This is a genomic window from Flavobacterium bernardetii (assembly GCF_011305415.1).
GTDB classification, from domain to species: Bacteria; Bacteroidota; Bacteroidia; order Flavobacteriales; family Flavobacteriaceae; genus Flavobacterium; species Flavobacterium bernardetii.
The window spans coordinates 1-26,412 of sequence record NZ_JAANOQ010000012.1 but is presented as its reverse complement, the minus strand read 5'-3'; the positions used below and the strand labels follow the sequence as shown (position 1 = coordinate 26,412).

The window sequence follows — 26,412 nt, the reverse complement described above, 5'->3', positions numbered from 1 at the left end:
ATTTCGACTAATTATATTTCTCAAAGTTGTTTTTTGCTTTCTCACGGTAGCGGTTTCTGACAAACTGACGCGCAACGTTCCGGCGCTTGGCGAGGTTGCGAGCAACGGAACCGATTATTTTCTATCAAAGATAAAATTTCTTGCGAAACGTAAACGTGTATTTACTACAAAATTCGCAATCTTGCCAAACGCCTGTTGTGTGTCAGCTTTTATTGTTCCTCGATTATTGATTGTCCTTTTGATTTATCTCGCGAAGTCCATTCCCAATTCTCGTGAAGACGGATTTTTCCATTTTCAAGTATTTCGGGTTTTGATTGGCAAATTCCTGTCATTAATTCTCCTTTGTCATTTATTTGGTGGTAATGCATTTCTATATTTCACTCATTGTCAACTAAACCAATTAGGTGTCCATATTTAATTTTCCACCCGAATATTCAGAAGTCAAGATATTGCCAATTTGTTGATATTTAAATACAGTTTCATTGGATGTTTCTCCATTTTCTGTATTGCTTATTGGGCTGAATATTTTGCCGTGATAGTTTATCATAAATCAAACTGATAGTATAAATATTCTGGTAAATAATCTTGTTTTGCAAAGCCGAAATCTTCATACACTTTTTGTGCCGTAAAATTATCTTTCGCGGTGTTTAAAGAAACGAATTTTGCTTTGTGTTCGGTTGCAAAATCTATGGCAGTTTTCAATAATTTTTGTCCTGTTCCTCTTTTTCGTTGGTTGGGTTCTACGTACAAATCGCCAATATGCCAATTTTTGATTGCCGAAACCGAGGAAAATCTTGCATACAACAAAGTAAATCCTAATAATTCAGTCGTTTCATTGTCGTAAGCAACAAAAATCTGTGCTTCATTATTTGCTAATCTATTTTTCAAGTATTGTTTTGCCAATTCAATGTCAGAAGGTTGTTTGTAGAAAATTCGATATTTGTCGAACATATCGGCAACCAATTCATATTCATCTTTGTTAATTTTTCTTATTTCTGTATTCAAAATTCTATTATTTAATGTTTTGACATCTGTTCGTTCGGTTAAAGTTGCACACAACGTTCCGGCGCTTGGCGAGGTTGCGAACTTCGGAACTGATTATTTTCTATCAAAGATAAAATTTCTTGCGAGAAATAAACGTGTATTTACTACAAAATTCGCAATCTTGCCAAACGCCTGTTGTGTGACGTTTTTTTAATTTGATTCTCTTTTTAGGTAAATTACCATAATTTTTATTTTGTCCTTTCCAACATTTAACTCTTTAGTTTCAATTTCATATTCATCAGTTTCTATCATTTCGTTTGGTAATATGAACAAAATTCCTTGGTTAATTTGTGTATGAATTAAATAAGATAAAAGTTGATCTTCGAATATCTGTTTATTCATCATAAACGGTCTTTCTCTTCTTGTTATTTTCAATTCGACCAACAATTTTTCTTTAGAAAGTTCTAATATCAAATCTGGGTGAAGTCTTCTATTTTCAGTTTTTATTATTGGTTCAGCATCAACCTTTATTTTTCTGTCTAATGATTCAATATAACCAGTCAAACTTCCAAGGATTTCTGTTTCAAATCTGCTTACACGAAGTTCTTCCATTGATTTGCTTACATTTCGTTTTGCATAAGCAATGAAAATACTTTTCACTTTATCAATAAAAGCTAATTTATCATAGTCGTTTTCAATTCCTTTTTTAATTTTTGTGAGTTCACTTTTAATTGCTTCCTTTTCTTTTTCATAATATAGTTTCTCAACAATTTGATTCATAAATACGTGAACAAATGAAGAAATTGACATTATTGCTAAAAAAGCTTCATTATATGTGAAAAATAAATTGTAATCGTGTGTTGATGGATTTCTCCATTCTTGTCTATAATTTTTTAATAATTCAATAACTCTTTCATTAAGTATGCTATGATTCAAAAAATAATTTTCTATATCATAAGGTGTTTTGCTTCCAGCTTTTGAAGTTGTAAGAATTTCAAAAGCTTCTTTTAAAATTCCTTCATAACTATGGTTTGTTCTGTAGATTACATCTGTATATAAATGTTCATCTTCTGTTTCAACAGCTCTATTTAATAAAAACTCTCCACGCTCAATATGAGTCAATACTGAATTTAAACCTATTAAAGAATTATCAACTTTAAGTGCTTCGTCAACTTGATTTTTTATTAACTTTAAAATGTCCATAGTTCTTATTTACGCGATTTTTTTCTAAAATGTCACACAACGGGCGGGCCGCGGCTTGGCGCAGTAGCGGCTTCGTGGAACGATTATTTCTTGCTAAGATAAGATTTTCCAGCGGAAAATCGAACGTGATGTTTATAGAAAATTTAGCTATTGCGCCAAACCGCTGTTAATTGCAGTTACTTATAATTTTCTAAAGTAAAAGCGACATTAGGATTATTCGTTTGTTTCAACTTTTCAACATAAGAATTTGATTTCTCAGAATTGATTGCTTTTAAAACGTGTATGCATTTTCTCAAAGTTGGTTCGTTATCATCATCAAAGTTTCTATAAGTTTCTGGATGTGTTGCGATTAAATATAATATATCTGAGAAAGAATCATTATTTAGGTTTTCCAGCCAAAGTATATTTACCAATTCTTCATGTTCTTCGTGCCAAGTTTCAGGTAAAAGTTTCAAGAAATATTTTTCATAATCTCGATCAATCTGCTCTTTAAAAGCTAATTCTAAACCTTGTAACAGAATTTCGCTATCTTTTTCCTTTATTGATTTCTCAAACAAGTTGAAAATTTTCGATTTGTTCGAAATTGAAAACAGTTTACGAATATTCATTATTTTGTTTTTATTGAGATGTTTATTGTTTGATTTCCCTGATTTGCAGCAATGGTCTCTTGTAATTGCAACTAACGTTTTGGGGCTTTGCGTTCGGGCGGGAAATCGAAGCACAAATGCTGGTTTTATTACTAATGTTTAATTGAAAAACTGCCGTTGAATTTTGCACTTAAGCCCGCCTGACGCAAAACCCTTGTTAGCGGTAGTTTTTTTATATTTTGCGTTCCATTTCATATTGATTTGTGTAATTTTTCATTCCTCTGCCTTCGAGAAAATTACCAAATCCATCAAATCTTGAGTCAATATTGATAAAAGAAATTTCTTCCTTTTCGATTTCAAAAACTGAATTTAGTAACAGACTTCCTAAACCAATCTGCCTAAATTTTTTATCAATTGCTAATTGATGTATTCTTTTAATTTTTGGATTAAAAATGATATAGCCAAGTATTTTATCGTTTTTTGTTATTCCGAAACAAATGTTTTGGTCTTGCAAGTTATTCATCGTTGTAATAGAATTTTGCCAAGTTGGTGTGTAATCCCAAAATGTTTGGAGCAAATTCCAATTCAAATCTTTTAGTTTAATGATTTTGTAATCTTCGTCAATGTTTTTTGATGCTTTGAATTTCAGTTGTCCTTTGAAACAATTAAGCTCTCGGATAATATTGAAACCTTGTTTTTGGTATGTTTTTATTGCAGGTATGTTCTCTGTCAATACTTCCAAAATCATTTCTTCTACTTTGTTTTCTTTTAATTTAGGTAATATGTAGTCATACATTTTTGAAGTCAGATTATTACCTCTAAAACTTGGAATTACCCCTGTTCCTCCATTATAACTTACTGTTTTTTCGTCTGAACTATTGATGAAATGTAAGATAAACGCTATCAATTTGTTGTTATCAAAGACACCAACAGATAAATCTGATCTTCCTCCTTCACTCAAAAATTTGTCTTTAAATTGTTCTTTAGTGAATTTAATTGGAAAAAAATAATCAGAAAATGCAGAATTAAATGTTTCTGCTATTTCATCAAATGTTACTTTTTCAAGTGTGTCAATTTTTCGCATTGTGTTTTTTAAAATTACCGCTAACGTTCAGGCGCTTGGCGAGGTTGCGAGCTTCGGAACTAATTATTTTCTATCAAAGATAAAATTTCTTGCGAGAAATAAACGTGAATTTACTACAAAATTCGCAATCTTGCCAAACGCCTGTTAGCCGTTCGGTTTTTTAATTAGCCCAGTTAATTTGAATAAAATAATGCTCAAAATTCCTGAATAAAATATACTAGTAATAAAAGAAAAGTTTCTACCAGTATCACTCGATAATTTTTGCATTGCTTTTTTTTGCTCAGTTGTAATTTCATTACTATTAAAAAAGCCATTATTATCAATATCAAAACGGTTTAAATTAAATTGTAAATAAATATCATACAAAATAACATAGGTAATTATCAAAATATAAATACTTAAAAATAATTTTATTAATAGTTTCCCTTTTTGTTTAAATTTAACAGAAAAGACTAGAAGTAAAATTGCAATAACTAAAGCAATAATGAGATGTTTTTTAATTGATATATTTTCCATTATTTATTTTCGAATATTTCAATAATATTTTTGTTTTGCTTGCTCTTTTCTTTTAAATATTCTTCTTTACTTAATTTAACTGAGCGAAATGATTTTAAACGTGAATCAAATAGTTTTTCTTTTTCCGATTCTATAGTTTCAAAATATGCTTTTATTAAATCGTTTGATTCAAAATATATAATGTTTTGAATAGGAATGTTTTGCAATCTTTTGTAATAGATATTTTTGCAACCTAAAGAAATAAGAATTTGATGAATTTCGATATGCTTGTGTGAATTTGCAATTTGAATTTTATAAATGTTTTCATTCACTTTTTCACCGTAGCGGTAATAAGTTCCTAAAAGAAATGATGCTTTTTTCTCTTTTGTTGTAAAAAGGCTATCAATTAAATCATTTTCTACATAAAAAGAGTTCATTTTTTTTGCCATTTCTTCGGAGTTGAAACAATTATCTTTTTCAATTAATACAGTTTTAAATTCTTTTTTTACAATACTATCTACAAATTTCATTAAAGGCTTTTCAAATGGATAGTATCGATCAAAAACTTCACCTTTTGCTACCCATTTTCTTCCCATATAGTCATTTAATGTACCTAACAAGAAAAAAGTATTGTCTGTTTTTACAATTATAGAATCTTTTACTTTTTGAGAGTTTATTGTAACACCAGTTATCTTCTTTTCTTGTATTTGAGAAAAAATAATATTTGAGATAAATAAAAATAAGGCTAATAATAAAATTTTAATCTTCATATTTCTTCGTTTTTTTGCGTTCTGCCAAACTGACGGCTAACGTTCCGCGGCTTGGCGCAGTAGCGGCTGCGTGAACGATTTATTTCTTGCTAATATAATATTTCCTTGCGGAAAATAGGCGAGTGGTTAAGATAATTTTAGCTATTGCGCCAAACCGCTGTTAGCAGTAGTTTTTATTTGTTGACGAGCTTCAGTTTCTATAAATCTCTCGACATATTCTTTTGCGGTATCATAATTAGAATGTGTATAATAGTTTACTGGGTGCCATAGTTCTATATATTGAATTATACTATCGTTTCGAGTTAATTGTATAGTAAAAGTTTCAATATCGATTCCTTTTGGGATGCGAATCTTTGTATTTAAAATGTAGGGATCGTACTCGTCTAAGAATAGATACTTAATAGTTGCTTTAATTTCACAGTTTTCAAATGTATATTCAAATTTTGGAAGAGAAAGTTCTCTTTTTTTTCGGTCAATCAATACCCCGCTATATTTGTCAAAATGTATTTCTTGAAAAATGACATTTATATCTTTTTCAACTACTTTGAAAACTACTATTCGATCTTTATAAAAAGTTTTTTTTCGTATGATTAGTTCCTCGCCGTTTTCAGCAATGATTTTAAGTTTATTTTTTTTAAATATAGTTTTCATAAAATTACTGCTAACGTTCCGGCGCTGGCGAGGTTGCGAACTTCGTAACCGATTTTTTTCTATCAAAGATAAAATTTCTTGCGAGATATAAACGTGTATTTAAAGAAATTTTAGCCATTTTAGCAAACCGCTGTTGTATGATGTTTTTATTTGTCGATTTCGTTTCTCAACTCAATAATTGGTTTCAAGTTTTCCATTTCGTTTTCATTCAATTTGACCCATTCAATCCATCCGATTTTTGTAGTCACATCGTATTCTCCGATTAAACCATCCAAAAGTATATATATTGCGTTTTGAGTTTGAGCCTCATCATCAAAGTTTTTTATATTTAGTTCTATTCCTAATTTTCCATTATCATTTTCACTTCGATAATAAATATCGGAATAACTTATTTTCAAATCACCATATTGAATCTCAAATTCATCACCTGGAATTCTTTGTCTAAAAGCATTAAATTTCCAGTTTTTTAGTTTTGGTGCTTTTTCAATTAGTTTTTCCACAATAGGAAATAACTCTTTCATTCCTTCAGCAGAAATCGTGAACTCTCTTACTTTGTTTTCGTGTATAGGACTAAATTCAAAAACCAAATCCTCATTTACTTTTTTTAAGTTTTTAGTAAGCTCATTAAATATTTCTTCTCGAATCTCAAGATTATCAATTTCGGAATAATAAGTTTCTTGATTTTTTTCAAACCATTTCCAAAACTTTTCTTCTTTGGTTTCTTTATTAAAAATTGAAAAACTCATAATTATTATTGTTAAAAAAAATATTGATGTTATTATTAATTTAGTTTTCATTTACGCGATTTTCTAAAATATCATACAACGTTCCGGCGCTTGGCGAGGTTGCGAGCTTCGGAACTGATTATTTTCTATAAAAGATAAAATTTCTTGCGAGAAATAAACGTGAATTTACTACAAAATTCGCAATCTTGCCAAACGCCTGTTAGCAGTAGGCTTTTTCAATCAGATTGATGAATCCAAATATATTTATTATTCAAGTAAGTAATCACGCCACCACCAACTTCTTCTTTTCTTACAAAAATAGAATTGTTTTCTAGTTTTTTTATAGTATCTCCAGCAATTTCTGAATCAATTATTAAAATTTCAAATGTTTCCTTGTCTTTAGTAGTTCCCCAATAATCAACCCAGCTAAAATCATCCTCCATTTCCCCAGATGATGTATACTTTTCAAATTTAATTTTTCTTTTGGATTTACCATCTAAAATAAATATCTGTCTTTTATCATTGTTGTTTGTGAAAAAAGCTAAATCTGAAATTTTATCACCGTTTAGATCCTCTTTTATTGTATCTTTTGTGTTCTTGATTTCAAAACTTTTGAATTCATTTTTTAAAGAAGAAGTTATATTTGTTAGAGTATCAAATTCATTTCTATCATCTTCTTTTTGAGAAACAATTTCTGATTTGTTTTTTTTTGCTAAAGTATCTTTTTGGTTAATATTTTGGTTTTGTTCGTTTTCGTTTTTAGTATTACAACTAATTAAAGTGGATATGTAAATAAGAGCAAAAATTCGATTCATGATTTTCTGTTTTTTTAAGCTTACTGCTAACGTTCCGGCGCTTGGCGAGGTTGCGAACTTCGGAACTAATTATTTTCTGTTAAAGATAAAATTTATTGCGAAATGTAAACGTGAATTTACTACAAAATTCGCAATCTTGCCAAACCGTTGTTAGCAGTAGCCTTTTTATTTATTTTACCATATAGTTTCAAAATATTCGCAAACAATTTTCATTTCCTCATTTGGTTTTTCGTTATATTTCTTCATTTCGTTTGAATAATAAATCCAATGAACATTTTTCCAATATTCTAAAGTTTTATTTCCCTCACCTTCAATAAAAGCATATTCTGGCGTGATATTTTTAAATTTCACTATTTCTACCTTTTTGGTTATTATAATTGCTTTAGGTTCATTATTCCAATCTGTTACAATTGCTAAATCTCCAATTTTTGGTATCTCTTCTTTGTTTTTTTCAAACCACCAAACTGATGTTGAAGTAGCTTGTTTAATTTTTTTTATTACTAATTCAGCACATTCATCAGCATCTCTTTTATTATCACAAAAATAAAATGATTGAGGTTCATTTGTGTTTTTATATTTTGGATTCTGTAATTGAAATTCTTTCCAATAAATAGAAATTAAACTCATTTCTTGGTTGGTTTTAGATATGTTTATGTCTATATTCTTTTCTTTAAATTCTTTACAAGAGAATAAGATAAAAAATAACAATATGAATTTGTTTTTTAGCACAATTTTAGTTTAAGGTTACTGCTAACGTTTTGGGGCTTTGCGTTCGGGCGGGATTTCGAAGCACAAAAGCTGGTTATATTACTAAAGTTCAATTGAAAAACTACCGTTGAATTTTGGACTTCAGCCCGCCTGACGCAAAATCCTTGTTAGCCGTTCGTTGTTTTAATTTCTTAATTCATAAAATGGTTCTGTTTGTTTAAATGTTTTGAATTTTTCCTCTTCAAAAATCATAATAAATGAACCACCCCAAATACTTTTAGGATTTTTAAGTATTTGATTTAATTCGGTTTTTAAAGGTTGCATTTCGATTATCTGTAATGCTTCTTCAATAGGCAACCATTTATATTCTTTCTGTTCGTCTTTTGGTTGTATTATGTCTCCATCTTTAAGTTTAGCAGTATAATAACTTCTAAATGACACAACTTGATTGTCCTTAAGTCCGCTGTATTTATAAGTTGTTAAGCCAGCTAATTTTAATCTATGGACTGAAATACCAATCGGTCTTACTAAGCTATCTATACCTTCTTTCAAAGATAAATTTTCATCAGAGCGAAGTACTGGTGTTTTCCATCCATACTTATCTTTCATTAATAAAATTTCTTTTTTTGGATTAAAAACTATTAACCATTGAATTGTGTAATTATCAATTTTCTTTATTGGTTCATCCTTTTTTGTTAATAAGTTGGATTCGTTATTTTCTTTTTCTGATAGGACATAAAATTCTTGCAATATTTTTGTTTTCCAATTTCCATTTTCTTTGAATTGAGATAAGGATCCGCCCCAAATTTTATCGGGATTATTCATAATTTGCCCAATCTGTAAATTTATGTGTGGAAAAGTAATCTGCTCTAAAGCCTTATTGATAGGTAACCATTTTACATCATCTATTCCTTTTGGCATTTTTAATTCCTTATCTATTGTTTTAGCAGTATAAATATTTCTAATTGAGTTTGATAATTCTCCATTTATATCTCTTTTTAGAAGAAAAATACCTTTTAATTCTGGAATTTCTATTTTTATTCCATATGAAGATGCTATGCTATCTAAACCTTGTCTAATTGTTTGTTTGGTTTGATAAAGTCCAGGAGTTACCCACGTGTCTGTATTTTCAATTTTCACAACTAATAACTCATTCTCTGAATTTAAAATCAAGAGTCTGTTAAACACTGAAATGTTCTTTTCAGCTTGTCCAAAAGAATTTAAGCTTAATAACAGCAAAAAAACTGTTGAAATAAAAAATTTAAACTTATTAGTTGTTACCATAATTATTATTTTAGTTATTAGGTATTGAATTAGTCGCAGTTCTGCACAATGACGGCTAACGTTTCGGCGCTTGGCGAGGTTGCGAACTTCGGAACTGATTATTTTCTATCAAAGATAAAATTTCTTGCGAGAAATAAACGTGAATTTACTACAAAATTCGCAATCTTGCCAAACGCCTGTTAGCGGTTCGTGTTTTTTCTCAATTCTATTTTACGATTTGCTTTTCAATTTGCTCTTTCCAAACTTCTCTTTTCGTCACTATAAACTTTTCATTTTCGACGTTTCTATTTTTTAAAAGTAAACCATTGCTTATTTGTCCAAATGAGTTAACAGTTTCAACTTCCGCAATTTGGTTTAGCATTATTGTAAGTTCATGTCTTTTCAAAAAGTTTATTAAATTAGTTTGAAAAATTAATCTATCATTTAACAAGTAAAGTGTTCCTCCAATTGTTATTCCATCTTTTAAATGATTAGACAATCCAGAATAAATAACTAACTTTTTGTCAATTTTCTGAAACTTACCTGCAAAGTCTATTTTTGAGAATAGTTTTAAATAAAAAAGAAATGGAGAAACAATAAAAATAAATATACTAACTACTACTGCAATATCCATTTTGGATGTAATAGAAAGATAAATGAACATAATCAATGCAAATATTAATCCTGCGAAAACTGAATATTTAATTTTAATCATAAATGTTTTTAGTTACGTGAGCTAACATAACAGCTAACGTTCCCAGGCTTTATGTCTGTTGCGGATTAAGGAAGCCGAAACTTTCGATTTTGCACTGACTTCAAAGATACAAAACAAACTTTAAATTATGCCCAAAACCCGCAATAGCATAAAACCTGTGTTAGCAACAGTTTTTATTTTTTACTAATAAACTCTAATGTAAAATTCATTTGAGTGTCTGCATTGTTTATAAAGTCGTCAAAAGTTTGGGTGATTTCATAATTTGGTATTATTCCACGACCATACTTTTGATTTTCTCTTTTTGGTACATCTTGTTCTAAATTTACTGCTGAAAATGTGATAACAATTTTTGATTTAGGTAATTTGTAACTTAACGGTGAGTGTCCGTTGTGTCCATAGTAACCACCTAAAGTTTCTTCTCCAATAGTTGTTGTATTTTCATTTCCTGCAACCATTGCTGCAAACAAACTTCCTGCTGATGCTACCTTTGGGCTTATTAGCAAGTAAATGTTCCCATTAAAAGCGTTTAAATTTGGTGTTCTAATTCTATGGTCGTCTGAATTTTCATCTTGATAATATTTACCATTTTGTTCTTTCGGAAAAATTGTTTGAAATTCTATATTATATTTTCCAACTACTAATGGTCTAATAAATTTTGGTATTCCAATATTATAATATTTCATTAATGGTATTTTTTTAAAACTAATCCACGCTTGTTTATTTTCTTGAAAACTTCTATTTGTCAAATATGAATATGTTACCAAATCATTGGGGTCATTTCCGCCACCATTATTGCGAATATCAACTATTAAGTTTTTTATTCCTTGAGTTTTTATATTCACAAAAATACTATCTAAAAAATGCAGATATTTTTTATGTTCAATTGTTTGTATATCACCTATAATGAAAGTGTGTATCGTTAAAATTCCTGTTGATGGATTTAATTGTTTGTAATTATATTTTTGATTTTCCTTTAAATCTGCATAATAATATTGGTCAACAGACATTGAGTGCATTTTTTTGAAGTTTTCGAAATATGTTTTGTTACCAATACTTTGGATATCTTTAGTTTCTAAGTGTTTAGAATTTGGATTTACATAACTTATTACAAATGTTTTTGTTAAACCAAAATGAAGTCTGTAATATTTTGAAAAGTATTTCATTAAACCAATTCTTTTACCTGTCAGATTATTTCCATCAGTTGAATAGTATTTATAAAGTTCTCGAATTATGTTATTAATTGGAACATCATTTATTGTAATAATTTCAGCTCCTAAAGGAATTTCTTTATCACTCATATTTATAAGCCATTTACCTTCAATCCATTTGATAGGATATGGAAAATACCCGAAAGTTTCATTTTTTAAATTTTCAGTGTATTTTTTAGATAATGAAACATCATTATGACAGCTTCCTTCAAAGTCTGAAATAGTAAAAATTAAATTATAAAACTCTCGATAAGATTTAATTTTTTCAATTTGATGATTTGCCCAATTGTAAATACTATCAATTTGTTGTTTGGTTCGATATTTATAAAGTCCTGAGTTTGCTTCTTTAGATATTTGTTTAAAAATTTCAAAATCCTTTGTCATTTTTTTCTGCGAAATTTGGTCGTCTATGGATTGGGCAAATACAACATTCGAAAATATAAGAAAGAGAAGGTGGAAATAAATTGCTTTTTTCATCTGAAATTTAAATTTTTCACAAATGTAAGAGCATACAGAACTGAATGCTTGTATAATATTGACAATTTTGAAGTTTAAATAAGGTTGGACTGAAATTTTTTTGGTGATATACCAATATATTGTTTAAAGGTTTTGGAGAAATGTGCTAAATCACAAAAATTATATTGATAAGCTAATTCGGTGATGTTAGAATTTGGATTTATAAGTGATTTACTGGCAAAAATTTTCTTCATTAAAATATAGTTTATTGGAGTCATTCCCGTTGAAGCCTTGAATTTTTTAACAAACCCATATTTGTTGATATTTGCCATTTTTGAGAGCTCGTCAAGACAAAATTTTTCGCAAATATTTTGCTCAATATAATTGCTGACATCCTTGAAATCATATAGGTTTTGTTCACAATATTTCACTGCGTTTTTTTGTGAGTATATTTTAAGTGAATTAACAAATTGTTTCAAAGAAAATTCAACGGTTTTAGGATTCTTTGTGTCAATAGCGTATTTAAGTTCCATAAACAATTGGTTAGCTTTTTCACTATTTATTTTTCTGTTGATGAACTTGACGTTTTGTCCATTGAGTAAATATTTCATCAAGTCGTTTGAGAGGTAGATTGTGTCAAATTTTAAACATATGCTTTTATCTGTCAGCGGGTTGGAATGTATTTCAAATGGATTTGTAATTGAAATGCTTCCTTTTTCGCTAAAAAGGGATTGGTTTTCAAAATCAATTTGTTCAATCCCATTGTGGATAAGTGAAATACAAAACGTTTCGTGAAAGTGTTTTGGAAAATCAGTAGTTTGATTTTCGACACTTAAATATTCTAAATTATCAAATAACATTCTAGTTTGTTGAATTAAGTTATTGAATTCGTTGTTGTTTCCTAAAATTGTTGCTAACGGGCCGCGGCTTGCTGAAGTGGCGACTTCGTAAATTATTATTTGATGCTAAGATACAATTTCTTGCGAAAGAAAAACGTGAATTTACTACAAAATTAGCCATTTTAGCAAACCGCTGTTAAATACAGGTTTTTGTTATTCCAATGAGTTTTACTTCGTAAGTTTTCTGAATTAATTCGGAAAATGCTCAATTTCCGAAATACTTTTCCGCAAACTATTTCAAGTTAACATTTCCGATTCGACAAGTTTTTTGCAATACTTTTTCGCAAACCAATTTAAGTAACGATTTCCAATTCTACAATTTATACGCAATACTTTTTCGCAAACCAATTCAAGAATCGATTTCCGTTATTTCAATTTTTTTCGCAAACTATTTCCGCTATCAATTTTGGATTCTTCCATTATCGACAATAAATTATAAGCTCAAAAAATTTAAATAAAACAATTGTGTTTTTTCGAATTTAAAACAAAAATAGGAGAGAAGTATTTTCTGAAAATAGATGTAAAAATAATCAGATTTTATTCAGCGTTCTCGATTCCACAAAACTTGTATTTAACGTTCCGGCGCTTGGCGAGGTTGCGAAGTTCGGAACCGATTGTTTTCTATCAAAGATAAAATTTCTTGCGAGAAATAAACGTGAATTTAAAGAAAAATTAGCCATTTTAGCAAACCGCTGTTAACCGCTGGCAAAACTATTTATATCGCAATTTTCACGATTCTATTTTCCACGTTCAGTATTTTTTCGCCAAACTTTTCTCAATTCTATTTTCTAAGTTCGGTTTTCTCGCTAAATTTTCTCATTTCAATTTACCAAGTTCAGAATTTTTTCGTAAAGCTTTTGACGATTCTTTTTTCTACGTTCAGTTTTTTTTTTTTTTTCGCAAAACTTTTCTCAATTCTATTTTCTAAGTTCAGTTTTCTCGCTAAATTTTCTCATTTCAATTTACCAAGTTCAGTATTTTTTCGCAATGCTTTTGACGATTCTTTTTTCTACGTTCAGTTTTTTTTCGCAAAACTTTTCTCATTTCATTTCAAATTCAGAATGTTTCGCAAAGCTTTTCTCAATTCTATTTTCAAGTTCAGGAAATTTCTTAATACTTTTTAACGATTCAGTTTGTAAAAATCACTTAGTTTGTTCAAGTTTAATGATTTACGTTTCGTTCAGAATTGCTTGCGGTTAACGTTCCGGCGCTTGACGAGGTTGCGAACTTCGTAACCGATTATTTTCTGTTAAAGATAAAATTTCTTGCGAGAAATAAACGTGAATTTACTACTAAATTCGCAATCTTGCCAAACGCCTGTTAGCCGTAGTTTTTATTTTATAGGTTCAGCCCAATCTGAATTTCTTATTAAAATTATTCCTTGGGCATAGTCTGTTGTTGAAGTATTTTTATCTGTAACTTTCATACCAGAAATTAGACTTAATAAGCCTGTACTTTTAATTAGTCTTAGTGAGTTTTTGTAAGGAGATTTAGTTTTATTTATATCAAAAAATGTATTAGTGTTTTCATTTGTAACCTTTTTTAAATCTGAAATTCCAAAGTGATAAAGTAAAAAAGTATTATCACAAGAAACCTCTGTTTTTGTATGTTCTTCTTCACTCTTTAAAAAGAAAGGTAAATATTTGGACGGAGCATCCATATAACTGTCTAAATATCTAGGTATAATTGTATATGTTTTGGATTTCACTGGCGAGTTTGGTTTTTTTACAAGCGTTCCAAAATCCTTCTTATTATTCATTTCTTTTTGCAAAACATGTGCTTCACCAAAATAGCCATAAATTTTCTGCCCTCGAAAATTATATCTTTTATATAAATCAATGAAATTTAAATACATTATATCTTCTCTTGACGTTGTTTTATAATAATCAACTAGATTTTTTCTTATATGTTCAATATCTTTCACGTAATCTATAGTTGTCGAATTTAGATTTATTGATGAAGTCAGTTTTGGCAATTCAACTTCTGTCCATTCTAAAAATATATTTTCGTCTTTTGGTATGTCAGAAGAAAGGTTTATTTTACTCAATAGAATTTTTAAATGATTTTTAGTGACATTTATATTTTGAATTTTATCAATCCCATAAACTCTAATCTGAGAGTCTTCAGCATTCAAACTATTTAATTTACGAATTTGAATCCATTTGTTTTTGTAATCGAGATTATTATGTCCATGATAGATTATCCAACTGTTTAATACGTAATCAATCAGCATTTCGTCTCCATTTTTCAGATATTCATTTAAAAAATATGCTTGACTAAAATCAATCTCTGCCAAATGAATTTTCATTCCAGCTTTTTTATTTAAATACTTGATGAGTTCAAAATCAATCTTCGTTGTCTCTTTTATTCCGTGAAATTCGCCAAATAGAAACAAATCATTTATTTTTATGTACTCATCTAAATTTCTAAATGTTAAATTTTCATTCTGATTAACTGACTCAAACAAGTTTTTATTTTCTTTCCAGTATCTGACAGAGTCTTCGCCAGAATAATTGTCATATTTTTTTACTGAGAATCCATAAATTAGAGTTAAAAGCAAAGTAATACATAAAAATTTTATTCCTTTCAATAGTTTATTTCTCAATTATATACGTTTTTGGGTTAAAATTACGGCTAACGTTCCGGCGCTTGGCGAGGTTGCGAGCTTCGGAACCGATTATTTTCTATCAAAGATAAAATTTCTTGCGAAATGTAAACGTGAATTTACTGCAAAATTCGCAATCTTGCCAAACGCCTGTTAGCCGTTCGTTGTTTATTCAGTCTTGTTTATTTCAATTTTGTTATATTTAATCCACCTTTTCAAATTTCCAACCATTCTTTTTAAATGGTCTTCATTTAGAAAAATATTTGTCCAATAGTTAAATCTGTCGCACTGAACACTAATGTAGTAAGTCATAATTGCTAAACAGCCATAATTTATGAACTCTTTTTCTTCGTTACTTATTTCTGTTACGGTTTCGTAACCTTTTATGAAGCTGTCTGCTTTTATTTGATATTCTTCTTCGTTTAAATTTGTTGCAAGCAACTGAAACAGAAAATAAGAAATGTCGAAACATAAATAACCATTTCCACAAAAATCGAAGTCAAAAAAAGTTATTCCTGTTTCATCATCAATGTGCAGATTGTCAAACCAAACATCAAGATGGACACTTCCGTACCTCATTTTACGTTTGTCAATATTTTCCATTTTGTCTGTTAAGAAAACAGACAGTTTTTCTAAAAATTCAATTTCGTCAATGTTTTTACTGTAGAATTCCTTTGTTTTTAAAACTGAATTTTTAAGCAAATTTTCAGCATTGTAAGAGGTTCTTGTTAGTTCAAAATTTTCGGTCGATTGATGAACTTCGGCTAATGATTGTCCTATTAAAAAACTTGTTTGTTCTGTAAATTTTGCTGTCTTTGTTCCTTTGGCAAACGAAAATAAAACGCCAAATCTTTTTCCTTCTGGTGCTTCAATTTCTTGAATTAATTTGTTCGATTTGTCTGCAATTGGAAATGCAACCTGTCGGTCGTTTTCCTTTAAGTGAGTTAAAAGTCTTAATTCTTCTTCAATTTCTAATTTTGTCCGCCAATTATGTGTGTAAACTCTAAAAACGAATTTATTTTCACCGTCTTGAACAATGTATAAATGGTTCATTGCAAGTCGTAATATGCTACATTCGGTTTTGTCGCTCAGTCCAAATTTTTGTTGAATAAGTTTTCCAAGTTCATTTGGTGAAAGTGTGCTATTTATTGTCGGAAATTTTTTATGTCATTAATTCTTTGTCTTTCTATTGATTACGGTCGTTCTTACAATGACCGCTAACGTTCCGGCGCTTGGCGAGGTTGCGAACTTCGGAACCGATTATTTTCTATCAAAGATAAAATTTCTTGCGAGAAATAAACGTGAATTCACTACAAAATTCGCAATCTTGCCAAACGCCTGTTATGTGTAGTTTTTTCTCTTATCTACAAATGTAGCCTTTATTTTCAAGTGCTTTTTTTATCTTTTTGTCAACTTTTGATTTTGTTGTATAAAATCCTAAATGTTTTAATTCTTTGGGTAACTCTTGTAGCATAAAATTGTCAAAATCAACTTTAGTTTGGTAAACAACTAAAGAATTTAATTTAGGCAAGTTCTCTAAGCCTTTAATTGTTTCAAGTATTTTGCAGTTAATTATTTTTAAGTTTGTTAAGTCTGGAAAAATATTTGCAAAGTGAATTTTTGGTAATTGAATTTCGTCTTCAATTCTTAACGATTTCAATTTCGGAAAATTGGTAATACAATATAAATCATTAAAACCACGAACCCAAATAATCTCTAGGTTCTCTATTTTATTTTCTTCAATTTCATCTAAGTTGTCTCTGCTGCCTAAAATAAATTTCAGCGTCTTTAAATTTTTTAGTTTGTTGATGAAATTGATCGGGACTTTTTTTATAGAATTTAGCGACAAAAATTCCAATTCTGAAAGCTCGCCAACTGCATCAATGTTTTTCGTGTGTCCGCAAATGATTAAGTGATTTAAATCTTTGTAGTTTTCTAGATATTTAAGATTTAGTGCTTTTGTTTTTGTTTCACCAATTATTAACTCTTTGAGGTTTTGAAGATTTTTAGCTTGGAAGATTTCGGTTTCCTTGAGTTCAAATACACCCAAACTCAAACGTTTTAATTTTTTTAAGTCGCTTATGAGTTCCAAATTTTCGGCTTTCAATAAGCTGTCAAGCCAAAGTGATTTAATGTTTGGTAGTTTTAAAAGTGTCTTGCAGTCGAATGAATCTTGATAATGTCCATAAAAACGAACACTGAAATTATCGTCGTACTCTAAACAAATTTCGTTAAGATCGTTAAGTATTTTGTCGGAATATAATTTTTCAGAGAATTGAACAATAACAATTTTTCCATCCTTTAAATCTTTGTCGATTAAAAGTCGCTCAATTTTTTCTGGATTGGTTATTCTGTTCTGTGGTCTCATGAAATTACACATAACGGTCGGGTATTTGCGAAGAAGCGGATTAAAATGCACTAACTTTCAATTAAGCACCAAAGTTAATATATATTACTGAACTTTGATTAAGCACTAAACCCGCTTTTTTGCAAATACCTTGTTGTGCATTCGCTTTTTTACTTATTCTGTTCTTTGTCAATTTCTTTTATAATTTCTCTTGCTTCTTTAATTGCGTTTTGATAAGATTTTTTATTGTATTTGGTAAAATTATCAATTCCTGACAAAATAATCTTTGTCTTCTTTTTCAGTAAAGTTATATTGATATCTTCATCTTCTTTTCCATACATCAATAAATCTACATATCTTGAAGTTAGTTTTTCGTATGAGTTTTCGACAAGTGCTATCTGTGGAATAGTTTGCTGATAATAACTCAAAATCTTATTTCTTATGTTTTGATTTTCTATAGTATTTATTTTCCCACTAGATTTAAACCCTTCATATCGACCATTATTTACTAGTGTATTAATAAAATTTGTGCCTGAATTAATCTGTTGATTATTGGCTTTAATGCTGTCTATTTTTTTTGGTGTAAGTTGTAAAACAAATGATACTTGTTGTTGAGTTTCATTTAATAATTTTTTTGTATCTTCTAGGTTTGAAATGTCATTTTGCAAATCTTCTTTCAGCCCAATTAAAAATGTTTGTGCATCTTTCTGTTGATGTCTTTCTTCGCTCCAAGAGTGAAGCCAAATTGAAAGTGTAACTGCAAATACAATAATTAAAATTTCTACAACTATTTCTTTTGTTTTTTCTTTGAAAGAATGTTCGTTATTATTCATTTCTTTGTATATTTTTTTTGAGTGTTTTATTATTTCTTCTTTCATATTTATCTTTTAAAATCAATAATTTTTTTTCGGTTTTCTGTCGCTCGAAAGTGACGCACAACGTTTTGCAGCTTGGCGAATTGGCGGGTTTAGAAGCACTTACTTTCAATTAAGCACTAATGTTTATTAGAAATCCGAATGTTCAATTTAGCACTGAACCCGCCATTTTGCCAAACTGCTGTTGTGCGTTCGTTTTTTTTAAATTTAAGTTTGTTGTGAAAATTTATTTCATTCTTAAAATATATAATTAAATTCAGTTTAAAATTGTTTTTGCATTAAATACTAAACTCCAAATTGTCTTAAATGGTGGTCAAAATGCTTCCATTGTGCAATCGACCATTCTTCTGGCGTTAATTTTCCAAAAAACGGATGTGGTTTTAAGGTACATTTGGACTTACCTCCTTCAAAAAATTGTTTTATTAGTTGAACTGATTTAGCTTTTTCATTTTCAAAGTCTCTAATATCTGTATAAATATAGTTTTTATGAGTTGGTGAGTTTTTCGAAAATTGTTTATTTCTAATGTATCTAGATTTAAAATACGAACCAAAAATTCTTCCGATAAAAATTCTTTTCGGTGAATTCAAACCTAATGCAGTTTCAAGAAAAGCGTTTAAATGCGATAACATTTGTTCAACATTCATTTTTCCCCATTGTCTTTGTGTATTTGAGGATAATTTTTCGATTCGGTTTAGAATCTGCTGAACATCATTTTGATTATATAAGTTATTCATTTCGACTGTATTTTTTGAATTGAAAAATTGAATAAAATCCGAGTACAAATTCTGCAATAATACCGAAAATATAACCACCCGTAGGAAATCCGTCCATTGACATACTTAATACTCTTCCAATAGCAAGAGTTAGCATAAATAATATGTTCAATTGGGTAGCAATTTTCCAATACTGAGTTTTCCAAATTCCCAAAATCCAAACGATTGAAATTCCTAAATACAAACACATAATTGCTTTTAACATATTTGAAAAATCAACTGTATTTACTTGAATGTTCAAATACTTTGTCAGAATTGATGGCGAACCATAAATTATTGCAGTTGGAACTACAATTGATAAAGAAATGAACAGATGTAGATTTTTTAGAATCCAATTTATTTTACTTTTCATTTTTATTCTGATTTCTCAATTTTGTATTGTTTTTTGTTTCGATCTGTTTTTTAAAATGACGCACAACGTTCCGGCGCTTGGCGAGGTTGCGAACTTCGGAACCGATTATTTTCTATCAAAGATAAAATTTCTTGCGAGAAATAAACGTGTATTTACTACAAAATTCGCAATCTTGCCAAACGCCTGTTGTGCGTTCGTTTTTTTAATAGTAAGCACTTTCAGCAACTCCAACTTCTTTAATTTCCCAATTTTCAATTTTTACTCCCAATCCATTTTCTATATCCCAATCGCAATCGAATTCTAATCCAATTGTTCCTAATTTGCAGTTTTTGTCATCTTGAATATGAATATTGCCAATTTCATAACTTTTGAAAAGCATTTCTGGTGTTGTTGGAGTTGGCAATATTTTTTCTAAATCCTCTTTAGTTATTTCTGTATTAGCCAAATCAATTCCGCTTTTGTAATCATCATAAACTGATTTATAATATTCAAATATTGCAAGCTTAATTTTTTCTTTTAATTCTTTTTCCTGTTTTGCAAATTCTGATAAATTTTCAGCTTGTTTTTTACTTATTTTTCCTTTAGAATTCCAAAATATTACTTCAATGTCTTTTTGTGCTAAAAAAGCTAATTTTATTTTAGATTTTATTTCTACATTTTGCTTATTTAAGTCTTCTTTTTTTTCTTCCTCATTTTTTTTCAAATTTCCACACGAAAAAGCCAATAAAGATATTCCGCAAATTAAAAGTAAGATTAGTTTTTTTTTCATTTCAGTAAATGTTTTTCTATTTCGTTCGGTCAAAATGACGCACAACGTTTCGCAGCTACACGAGGTTTGGGAAAAAGTACGCCTTAATCTTTCGGTTAATCACTAACCACAAAAGTACAAAACAAACTTTAAAGTTTGCCTAAAACCCAAATCTCGTGTAACTGCTGTTGTGTGCTGTTTTTTATTTTTCGTTACAATTTTATTTGGGAATATTTACAATTCCACAACCATCAATTAGCCATTTTCCATTTTCTAATACTAATTTCATAGTTACCTCAAAGTCTGCCCAGTTTTTACCCTTCACGATTATAAGATTTTTTTTTTTATCGAAATGTTTTAATTCAAATCCTTCGTCAGGGTGATCATTGCCAGGAACTATAGGGTCAAAATCAAGTCCCATTTCTGGATCTTCTTTTTCAGCTTCGTCAACTATTTTCTGCAATTCGTTTTTAAATTTTTCTGTTGTTAGCTTGCTTGATTTTACAAAACTTAAGTAACCAACCGATTTCTTCATTTTATTGCAATCTTCAATATATGAATTTATAAATGTCAATGCGATATTTTCGGGAGAATTGTTTTTTTTAGTTTCTTTTCCATTCTCATTTTCTTCTGTAAGTTGACTTTTATTGTCAGTTTGCGAATTAATATTTTTGTCATTTACTACATCAGACTTTAAATTTTCGGTCTCTATATTTTTTTTGCAAGCAACAATTGATAAAATTGCCAATATTAAAATGATTTGTTTCATAATTTTCTATTTTAGTTATTTCTATGTTTTCTGTCGCGCGAAAATAGCACACAACGTTCCTGCGCTTGGCGTTCGGTGCGGAATTTTTGCACGGAACCTTACAAATATAGACAAAATTTCCTGCAAAAAACCAAACATTCAAAAAATGCCGAAAACCGCACTGACGCCAAACGCATGTTGTGGTACGGTGCTATGAATCGGCACTGTAATTTTTTTAGAGATATTTTTTGCGTTTAGTTCAACAGAAAATAATTCGATTTCAGAAGTTTTTTCTCAACACTTTTCTGCGTTGATTTCGGTAAAATTCTGAGGTTTCAAATTTCGGCAGTTCCAAAGTTCAGAATAAATTCAGCGACTTTTTCTCAACACTTTTTTGCGTTCAGTTCGGTACTTATTTAAAATTTTGAGTTGAGTCAGTTCGGAAGCGATTTTCAGGCGTAAAAATCTCAAAAGTGAGAAGATAAATATTCACGATTGAAGTGACCAGAGTCGATTCTGCAATGTACCACAACGTTCTGGCGCTTGGCGAGGTTGCGAACTTCGGAACCGATTATTTTCTATCAAATATAAAATTTCTTGCGAGAAATAAACGTGAATTTACTACAAAATTCGCAATCTTGCCAAACGCCTGTTATGCACTGTTCATTTTCTTGGATAATATTTAATTTCAAGTATTTCTTTCCATTTTGGGACATTTAGTTCTTTTGATTTTTTATCAATTGTATCCAAACCAATTAAGTTTACCCATTCTTCGACTCTGTTATATAAATCATCAAAATTATCGAAATCTTTAGATTCTTTTACATCGTTATTTACGACTCCAATAGCGGGTGCAGAATTCCCTAAAAAATCCCCATATTCTATGATGTAATATTTTGAATGTTTGTGTTTGAATAAATCATTTATATTTAAACGAATGAACTCAAGGTATCTTACAATCTTTTCCATATCCCAATTGAGATCATCGTAAAAATGAGGTTCGATTACAAAAGAAGAAAAAGGTTTTTTATCCGACATGTTTTTTTGAATAGTGCATAACGTCCCGTGGCTTGGCTTGCCGTTGCGGAAATCCAGCACGGAACATCACAAATATAACTAAAGTTCATATTAAAAATCAAGTTTCCAAAAATGCGTTTACCCGCAATGGCGCCAAACCGCTGTTAGCAGATGTTTTTTTAATACATGACATTAGTTGAAGTTTTTTTTCAAAATCTCTTTGTCTTTTTCAGAAATATTTACAATGTTCAGCGTTAATTCTGTTCCAATTGCCTTTTTGTTTTTGAATTGTATTTTTAAACTATCCCCATTTAAATCAAAATGAGTTACTATAAATTTACTAAAATATGAATATACGTTTTCGTCTTTAAATTTTAAAATATAAGGACTATTATAAATATCAGTTGGATAAGTATTTCTACAAAATAAATAAATTTCATTTTCGGAAAAATAAAATTTGCAATAATTGAATTCGGTTCCAAAATCAATTAAAAAATCCCTGCATATGTATGAAGATATTTTTAAGTCGTTGGTTTTTTCGGTTTCGGAGTTTATATTATTCGACACTATTTTTCTGTCATTTAATTTTCCTAAAATAGCTTTTATCACAAAATAAAAAATTATGCACCCAAAAATTATTTGCATTACTATTTGAAAAATTTCCATTTCGGTTATTTTAATTTTAAAGATTTTTTAGGATTTCTGTCGCTCAAAATATCTGCTAACGTTCCGGCGCTTGGCGAGGTTGCGAACTTCGGAACCGATTATTTTCTATCAAAGATAAAATTTCTTGCGAGAAATAAACGTGTATTTACTACAAAATTCGCAATCTTGCCAAACGCCTGTTATGTACGGTACTAGTTTTTAGTTTCAAGTTGTTTTCTTTTTTCAGGGTTGATATTACCTTTTAATATTTCTTTTATATCTAATTGAAGTTGCCCAAAATCAATATTCTCATTATATGTGTATTTATAAAGTGTTCCACTTGTTTCATTTTTTGCAGTTTCGAGCCTTTTTGTTAATACATAATCAAAGCTACTATTACTTGCATGAAACATTAAAACTTGGAACCTATATAATTGATCTTTATCATTGCCGTTTTCATCAGTGCTATAAACATAATAAACAACTTTTGAGAAGCTACTTCCAAATCGATCTTTTGGTAACTCAGCAAACCATTCATAACCCCAAATGTTTTTGTTTTCGTAGGTGAAATAATCAAAATTGAAACAATCAACTAATCCTTCGGGAAGTTCATTATTTGCTTTTGCTAAATATAGTTTTTCTTTCCATTTTTTACCTTCCGAAAAATTTCCCAAACCAAAATAGGAAACAATAATATTCTTCATAATAAAATATTTTCTTTTCTTGTAATCTGAATCGAAATATTGAATGCCTTTTTCAATAGTTTCGTATGCTTCTAATCCAAAAGAAAGAGATTTGTCGAATTTTTCCTTTAATCGATTTTCTTTTTCAAGTTCAGTAATAGTAACTGTGTAGTAAAAAAGTGCGTAAGAATATAAGGTGTCGGTTTTTGGAAGGTTTTTTTCTAAATGTTTGAATTTAAAATATGCAGAATCAATATTGTTTGTTCTTAATAGAATTTCTGCTTTTTGAAATTCTGAAAGTGAATTAGTTTGAGATATAGCTTTCGTAGAAAAAAATATCAGAATTAAGATTATTGCTTTTTTCATCATAGTTCTTTAAGTATTGTGCATAACGTTCCCAGGCTTTATGTCTGTTGCTGTTTTTTGTCACAGACCAAAGCAAATATACCGAAAACTTTTAAAAGAAAAACATGATTAAAAAGAAAAAAGATAAGAGACCAAGCGTCCAAAAAAGCCCAAGCGCAGCAATAGCATAAAACCTGTGTTGTAAGAAGTTTTAAAAAAAAATTCTATTCTTTTCACAATTAAGTATAAAGAATAGAATTTAGATAATTTAAGTATATTGTTAAAATGTATTAAAATTTTTCGTCAGCTCCTTTTTGTTTTGAATTGTATTCAATTAAAGTTGTAAATGCTTTTTTCAATCTGTCTACTAAGGCTTGGTCTGGAGTAAAATTGAATGGAGCAGCATAATCATTATAGTTAGGACCACTAATAGATAAGAAATCTATCAGAGTACCATATTCTTTACCTTCCAAAACAGTATTTACTAAACCTTTTCCAGATATATAAAAATCTTTTGAATATTCATTGTTCATTCCTGTAACTTTATTTAAATCAATCGTAGTAAAATACCATTCATTTATTTTTGCTTCTTTTTTGTAAACAAAAATACCATTACTATAAGAAACAAAGTGTCTATAATCACCTAAAGTTCCTAATAAATTTTCTTTCATTTTCCCTGCAATCCAATCCATTGTTTCTTGTTTTGTAGGTTTAGTAGTTTTGCTTTCTGTTGCTGGTTTCGCAGTTTTTACAGCTACTTTTTTTTGTGCATTTACATTCATACTTGCAATTGTGACTAGTAATACAATTGCTAACTTTAAATTTTTTGTCATTATTCCTTTATTTAAATTAATGCTTACTACTGTTTTAGGGTGTCAGTTCGGCAAATTTCCCTGTGTTTATTTTTTACTCCAAATTTCAATAAAATTTCTTACAACGGGCCGCGGCTTGCTGAAGTGGCGACTTCGTAAATTATTATTTGATGCTAAGATACAATTTCTTGCGAAAGATAAACGTGAATTTATCAGAAAATTAGCCATTTTCGCAAACCGCTGTTATATACCGGTTGTTTTATTCCAATGAGATTCTCGTCGTAAGTTTTCTGAATTAATTCGGAAAACGCTCAATTTCCGCAATACTTTTCCGCAAACTTTTTCAAGATAGCATTTCCGATTCGACAAGTTTTTCGCAATCTAAATCAAGTAACAATTTCCAATTCTACAATTTTTTCGCAATACTTTTTCGCAAACCAATTCAAGTAACGGTTTCCGATTCTACTATTTTTACGCAATACTTTTTCGCAAACTAATTCAAGAATCGATTTTCATTTCTCCATTTTTTTTGCAAACTTTTTCCGCTATCAATTTTGGATTCTTCCATTTTCGACAATAAATTATAAGCTCAAAAATTTAAAAAAATAACAATTGTGTTTTTTCGAATTTAAAACAAAAATAGGAGCGAAGCGTTTTCTGAAAATAGATGTTGAAATATTAGAAATTGCTCTTGTGTTTTCGATTCTAAACGACTGGTATATAACGTTCCGGCGCTTGGCGAGGTTGCGAGCTTCGGAACCGATTGTTTTCTATCAAAGATAAAATTTCTTGCGAGAAGTAAACGTGAATTTACTACAAAATTCGCAATCTTGCCAAACGCCTGTTATGCACAGTTATTTTTACATTCCATAGTATTTTTTAATAGCCTCTGCGAGTAACGTTCCAGCTGCACCAATTCCAACATTCCAACTACCATTAATAGTTTTGCTAATCATTTTTGCAATCCAGGTATTTACATTAACTCCAAACTTTTCATTTTGGAAATCAGGAGTTTCAGAATCAATTATTTCAATAATTTCAGAAGTATCTTCTTCACTTAAACCAATATCTTTTAAATGATTAATTAAATCTTCTTTAAACCCTTTATTAATGTTTGAAGTATTTGTAATTTTGGAATTTTTTCCTGTATTTAAAACATTTCCATCACCATTAATGATTGTATTGTTTACAATGGATGATATTTCTTCTTTTTTCATTTTTAAATCTTTTATTTCTGTTAAATCACCATATTTGCCATCAAGTTCAAGCATAAAATCTAATAATTTGTTTCTAACGTTTGTAATGATTTCAATTACAGAGCTTTTAGACATAGACTTATATACTGAAATAAGTTGAAGATATGGGTTTCCCATATTTTGCCAATTTTCTTCTATTAGTGAAGATAATTCTGCTCTAATTGTTCCACTTAAAGTGGACGATTCTTCTTTACTTACTAAATTTTCAAGTGAAGAAATGCTTTCAATGAAGTCGGTAAATCTTAATTTTTTTTCAAAATCTTTATCTAAACCTATAGTTGGAATTTGAGTGTTTGTGTATTTCATACTTCCATTAAGAAAACTTCCTTTAAGGTCATTCTGAATTTCTCTACGATAGTCTGGTAATTTATCAGTGCTCTTATATCCTGATAATTCATTATTTACCCAATTTAATAATTCTTGATTTTGTAATCTACTTGCTAAAACTTTAGTTTTCAATAAAGCAGAATTCAAAGATTTTTCTTCATCAATTAAATCGTTAATAATTTGACTAATTAATTCCATTTGTTTGTTGTTTGTAGTTTTCGTTTGTTATAATTGTGCATAACGTTCCGGCGCTTGGCGAGGTTGCGAACTTCGGAACCGATTATTTTCTACCAAAGATAAAATTTCTTGCGAGAA

Annotated in this window: 28 protein-coding genes; 1 reads left to right on the top strand and 27 read right to left on the bottom strand. The window is 29.3% G+C overall.

Annotated features, from left to right (window positions below):
* Positions 1-418 (top strand): hypothetical protein (locus G6N05_RS15545; RefSeq protein WP_205729774.1); only part of this gene is annotated, 418 nt, incomplete at its 5' end.
* Between the two features lie 125 nt (positions 419-543).
* Here the strand turns inward: G6N05_RS15545 and G6N05_RS14980 are convergent.
* From G6N05_RS14980 to G6N05_RS14850, 27 genes are all read right to left on the bottom strand, one after another.
* Positions 544-1,005, bottom strand: coding sequence for a GNAT family N-acetyltransferase (locus tag G6N05_RS14980; RefSeq protein ID WP_205729773.1), 462 nt, complete (start codon positions 1,003-1,005; stop codon positions 544-546).
* A 189-nt stretch (positions 1,006-1,194) separates the two neighbouring features.
* The gene (locus G6N05_RS14975; RefSeq protein WP_166131606.1) at positions 1,195-2,187 is read right to left on the bottom strand and encodes a hypothetical protein; all 993 of its coding nucleotides are present in this window, start codon (positions 2,185-2,187) and stop codon (positions 1,195-1,197) included.
* 176 nt (positions 2,188-2,363) lie between these two features.
* A complete protein-coding gene (locus G6N05_RS14970) occupies positions 2,364-2,795 on the bottom strand; it encodes a hypothetical protein (RefSeq protein WP_166131603.1) in 432 nt (143 codons plus the stop codon).
* Between the two features lie 211 nt (positions 2,796-3,006).
* On the bottom strand, positions 3,007-3,858 hold the full coding sequence (locus tag G6N05_RS14965) for a GNAT family N-acetyltransferase (RefSeq protein WP_166131600.1): 852 nt from the start codon (positions 3,856-3,858) through the stop codon (positions 3,007-3,009).
* A gap of 144 nt (positions 3,859-4,002) precedes the next feature.
* Complete coding sequence (locus G6N05_RS14960) at positions 4,003-4,374, bottom strand: hypothetical protein (RefSeq protein WP_166131597.1); 372 nt, start codon at positions 4,372-4,374, stop codon at positions 4,003-4,005.
* Positions 4,374-5,123 carry a hypothetical protein gene (locus G6N05_RS14955; RefSeq protein ID WP_166131594.1) on the bottom strand — a complete coding sequence of 250 codons (750 nt, stop codon included), beginning with the start codon at positions 5,121-5,123 and terminating at the stop codon, positions 4,374-4,376. Before G6N05_RS14955 ends, G6N05_RS14960 begins: the two co-directional genes overlap by 1 nt.
* Before the next feature lie 141 nt (positions 5,124-5,264).
* Entirely contained in the window at positions 5,265-5,774 is a 510-nt protein-coding gene (locus tag G6N05_RS14950; RefSeq protein ID WP_166131591.1) for a hypothetical protein, read from the bottom strand.
* A 146-nt stretch (positions 5,775-5,920) separates the two neighbouring features.
* Entirely contained in the window at positions 5,921-6,520 is a 600-nt protein-coding gene (locus G6N05_RS14945; RefSeq protein ID WP_166131588.1) for a hypothetical protein, read from the bottom strand.
* 215 nt (positions 6,521-6,735) lie between these two features.
* Entirely contained in the window at positions 6,736-7,314 is a 579-nt protein-coding gene (locus tag G6N05_RS14940) for a hypothetical protein (protein ID WP_166131585.1), read from the bottom strand.
* 174 nt (positions 7,315-7,488) lie between these two features.
* Complete coding sequence (locus G6N05_RS14935) at positions 7,489-7,941, bottom strand: ASCH domain-containing protein (protein ID WP_094177479.1); 453 nt, start codon at positions 7,939-7,941, stop codon at positions 7,489-7,491.
* A 264-nt stretch (positions 7,942-8,205) separates the two neighbouring features.
* Positions 8,206-9,306, bottom strand: coding sequence for an NUDIX hydrolase (locus tag G6N05_RS14930; protein ID WP_166131582.1), 1,101 nt, complete (start codon positions 9,304-9,306; stop codon positions 8,206-8,208).
* Between the two features lie 205 nt (positions 9,307-9,511).
* Complete coding sequence (locus G6N05_RS14925) at positions 9,512-10,000, bottom strand: hypothetical protein (RefSeq protein ID WP_166131578.1); 489 nt, start codon at positions 9,998-10,000, stop codon at positions 9,512-9,514.
* A gap of 173 nt (positions 10,001-10,173) precedes the next feature.
* A complete protein-coding gene (locus G6N05_RS14920; RefSeq protein ID WP_225875185.1) occupies positions 10,174-11,592 on the bottom strand; it encodes a S41 family peptidase in 1,419 nt (472 codons plus the stop codon).
* 167 nt (positions 11,593-11,759) lie between these two features.
* Positions 11,760-12,524, bottom strand: coding sequence for an AraC family transcriptional regulator (locus G6N05_RS14915; protein WP_166131572.1), 765 nt, complete (start codon positions 12,522-12,524; stop codon positions 11,760-11,762).
* A 1,372-nt stretch (positions 12,525-13,896) separates the two neighbouring features.
* Complete coding sequence (locus G6N05_RS14910) at positions 13,897-15,168, bottom strand: erythromycin esterase family protein (protein ID WP_166131569.1); 1,272 nt, start codon at positions 15,166-15,168, stop codon at positions 13,897-13,899.
* A gap of 168 nt (positions 15,169-15,336) precedes the next feature.
* Positions 15,337-16,221, bottom strand: coding sequence for a phosphotransferase (locus G6N05_RS14905; RefSeq protein ID WP_225875184.1), 885 nt, complete (start codon positions 16,219-16,221; stop codon positions 15,337-15,339).
* A 307-nt stretch (positions 16,222-16,528) separates the two neighbouring features.
* Positions 16,529-17,536, bottom strand: a complete 1,008-nt coding sequence (locus G6N05_RS14900; RefSeq protein WP_166131566.1) for a hypothetical protein — start codon at positions 17,534-17,536, stop codon at positions 16,529-16,531.
* 149 nt (positions 17,537-17,685) lie between these two features.
* Positions 17,686-18,393: a DUF6090 family protein gene (locus tag G6N05_RS14895; RefSeq protein ID WP_166131563.1), complete on the bottom strand. Its 708-nt coding sequence runs from the start codon at positions 18,391-18,393 to the stop codon at positions 17,686-17,688.
* A gap of 282 nt (positions 18,394-18,675) precedes the next feature.
* Entirely contained in the window at positions 18,676-19,125 is a 450-nt protein-coding gene (locus tag G6N05_RS14890) for a DUF1569 domain-containing protein (protein ID WP_166131560.1), read from the bottom strand.
* Positions 19,118-19,516 carry a DUF4345 domain-containing protein gene (locus tag G6N05_RS14885; protein ID WP_166131557.1) on the bottom strand — a complete coding sequence of 133 codons (399 nt, stop codon included), beginning with the start codon at positions 19,514-19,516 and terminating at the stop codon, positions 19,118-19,120. The genes G6N05_RS14890 and G6N05_RS14885 overlap by 8 nt, the downstream gene beginning before the upstream one ends.
* Positions 19,517-19,718: 202 nt before the next feature.
* Positions 19,719-20,285, bottom strand: a complete 567-nt coding sequence (locus G6N05_RS14880) for a DUF6985 domain-containing protein (RefSeq protein ID WP_166131554.1) — start codon at positions 20,283-20,285, stop codon at positions 19,719-19,721.
* A 199-nt stretch (positions 20,286-20,484) separates the two neighbouring features.
* Positions 20,485-21,033, bottom strand: a complete 549-nt coding sequence (locus G6N05_RS14875) for a hypothetical protein (protein ID WP_166131551.1) — start codon at positions 21,031-21,033, stop codon at positions 20,485-20,487.
* 642 nt (positions 21,034-21,675) lie between these two features.
* Positions 21,676-22,050 carry a hypothetical protein gene (locus tag G6N05_RS14870; RefSeq protein WP_166131548.1) on the bottom strand — a complete coding sequence of 125 codons (375 nt, stop codon included), beginning with the start codon at positions 22,048-22,050 and terminating at the stop codon, positions 21,676-21,678.
* Positions 22,051-22,221: 171 nt separating this feature from the next.
* Positions 22,222-22,695: a hypothetical protein gene (locus tag G6N05_RS14865; RefSeq protein ID WP_205729772.1), complete on the bottom strand. Its 474-nt coding sequence runs from the start codon at positions 22,693-22,695 to the stop codon at positions 22,222-22,224.
* A 191-nt stretch (positions 22,696-22,886) separates the two neighbouring features.
* On the bottom strand, positions 22,887-23,723 hold the full coding sequence (locus G6N05_RS14860; RefSeq protein ID WP_166131543.1) for a hypothetical protein: 837 nt from the start codon (positions 23,721-23,723) through the stop codon (positions 22,887-22,889).
* A 269-nt stretch (positions 23,724-23,992) separates the two neighbouring features.
* Positions 23,993-24,535, bottom strand: a complete 543-nt coding sequence (locus tag G6N05_RS14855; RefSeq protein WP_166131540.1) for a hypothetical protein — start codon at positions 24,533-24,535, stop codon at positions 23,993-23,995.
* Positions 24,536-25,374: 839 nt separating this feature from the next.
* The gene (locus G6N05_RS14850) at positions 25,375-26,295 is read right to left on the bottom strand and encodes an AbiTii domain-containing protein (protein ID WP_166131537.1); all 921 of its coding nucleotides are present in this window, start codon (positions 26,293-26,295) and stop codon (positions 25,375-25,377) included.
* Between the last annotated feature and the right edge of the window lie 117 nt (positions 26,296-26,412).